This is a genomic window from Nocardiopsis nanhaiensis, from assembly GCF_054778635.1.
Genome location: NZ_BAAGZJ010000170.1, coordinates 1 through 2,359 on the forward strand (window position 1 = coordinate 1; position 2,359 = coordinate 2,359).

Genomic DNA, 2,359 nt, shown 5'->3' on the forward strand with positions numbered 1-2,359 from the left:
GCGCGTCATAGGTGCGCTCGTACTTGGACAGCCCGTCCTGGGGGTGGAAGGGCACCTGGAAGTTGTCCAAAGCCACCTGAACCTTCAAAGCATCAGCGGGCGAGCCCCACACCTGGAAGAGGAACGTTTGGTCGAAGGTGGTGACCAGCTGGGCGCCCCGGGCGGCGTGGGCGGCCTCGTGGTCTTTCTCCGCCTTGCCCGGGTTCAGGCTCAGGCACAGCTGGTGGGCGAAGCGGGTGATCTGACCCACCGACATGTTCGGGCGCGACTCTTTGAAGTCCAGGATGCCGCATTCCATTTTTGCGCGGAACAGCTCCGCATCGGGGTGGTCGCCCTTCTGCTTTTTCTCCACCCCGGCCTCGGCGCCCTTGATGACGGCGGCGGCCTCACCCACCGACAGCACCCCGGAGTGCAGCGCCTGAAGGGTGGGGGCCATGTCCTGGCAGAATTCGGCCCGCCCGATCAGGGCCAGGTCGTTGGCCTGGGCGGCGGGAATGCCGAAGGCGTGGCGCAGCCACGCCTGCAGGCTCTTCTGCCCGCCCTGTTCCAACAGCTGCCCGGTGGCCTCCAGCTGCGCCAGCCGCGCAGCCATACTGATTTTGATCTGGTCGAGGTGTTCCCACACCCGGGTGGCCTGGTCCAGCACCTCACCCGCCGCCCCCAGGGGCACGTCCCGGTTAAAGAAGGCGGTGGTCTCGTCCCGGGCAGCGGCCACCGCGGTATCCACCGGGGTGTGCCCGGTGGGGGTGGGTGCTTCAGGAGAGATCGCCATTCTTCCATTGTAAGAGAAAAGGCCGGAGAATGGAAGACTTCCGCTGGTCCGAACTGAATTAATGACTTTCGCCAGGGGCACCCCCTGGCTTTCTTTGGGTCTTCCAATTCAGGCCACCTGGTGCGGTGTTTATGCCCACCTGGAATTCCAGGTTTCTGGGTTCTTTTTCGCCTCGCGCATTGACCGGCCGCGACACCCGCAACCGTCAAAGCGCCGGCGCAGTGGCTGGCATCGGCCCCCGGCCGGAGGCCGCCGTGGTTCGCAGCAGAGCATGACCGGCCGCGACACCCCCAGCCGTCACAGCTCCGGCGCAGGGGCAGGAATCGGCCGCCAGGCCGACGCGGTTACTCGGCCGGTGCCCGGCCGAAGGCCGTGCCACTGCCTCCCCGACCACACGTCCCCCGTTTCCTGATAGCCGCCGACCCGCCGTCGTAGCGAAGCGGGCCAAGGTGGAGCGCCGTTGACGCGCGAAGCGCTCGATGGCGACGACCTTGAGGCGCGCAGCGGAGACGGCCACACTCGGGCGGCAGGAAACGGGGAACCCCTGCACCCGCGGGGAACCCCTGCACCCGCGGGGAACCTCAGGTCACAGAGGCCAACCCGACTCTTCGCATCAACACCACGGAACGCGCTCCGGGCTACCCACGGGCTCAGCCGTGGTGCTCCACGCGGGAGCCGCCCGAACCCTTGACCACCGTGAGCCGGGTCGTCACCCGTTGGCGCAGGTCGGCGACGTGACTGACCACCCCGACGGCCCGTCCGCCGTCGCGTAGCCGGTCCAGTACGTCCAGGACCTCCTCCAGGGTGTCCTCGTCCAGTGTCCCGAAGCCCTCGTCCACGAACAGGGTGTCGATCTCGGTACCGCCCGCCTCGGCGGTGGCGACGTCGCCCAGGCCCAGCGCCAAGGCCAGTGAGCTGAAGAAGGTCTCACCACCGGACAGCGTCGCGGGGTCGCGCTCCGCGCCCGTCCAGGCGTCCACCACACGCATTCCGAGGCCGCCCGCGGAACGGGCCCTGCCGTCCCCGGCGGCCTTGTCCACCGTGTACCGCAGCTCGTACCGGCCGTCGGACATGGTCAGCAGCCGTTCGTTGGCGGCGGCCACTACCTGCTCCAAGCGGGCAGCCAGCACGTACGCGGACAGGCGCACGCTGTCGGTGTTGTCCGGAGACGTACCGGCCGCCAGGGTGCTCAGCCCCTGTGCGACCGCGTGGCGGCGCAGCACCGGCTCCGACCCGGCCAGCTGGTCGGCGAGCTCGGCGCGCAGATCGGCCAAGCGCCGGGCCCGATCGTCCAGCATGCCCTGCCAGGCCACCGCCCGGTCCGCGTAGCCCGCGGCCTCCTCCGCCGCCGTGCCCAGCGCAGACAGGTCCGGCGCCGACTCGGCCCCGGCCGCCACCAGGTCCGGGTCGGCCAACTGGGCTTCGGCCGCCGCCCACTGGTCGTCGAACTCCCGGGCCCGCGCACGCAGGTCGCGCCGGGCCCGTTCGTCCAGAGCCGCCGCCAGTACCGCGGCTTCGTCGTCGAAGCGGGCATCCGCCCGGTGCCGCTCCGCCTCGGCCTCGGCGGCGCGCACCTCCTCGGCGGCC

At 70.2% G+C, this 2,359-nt stretch carries 1 protein-coding gene and 1 pseudogene; both read right to left on the reverse strand.

Annotation, left to right across the window (positions count from 1 at the left end):
• Positions 1 to 772 (reverse strand): annotated as a pseudogene (locus ACYVD1_RS34555) (HNH endonuclease); the annotation flags it as partial.
• A gap of 650 nt (positions 773 to 1,422) precedes the next feature.
• Positions 1,423 to 2,359 (reverse strand): SbcC/MukB-like Walker B domain-containing protein (locus tag ACYVD1_RS34560; RefSeq protein ID WP_460778687.1); only part of this gene is annotated, 937 nt, incomplete at its 5' end.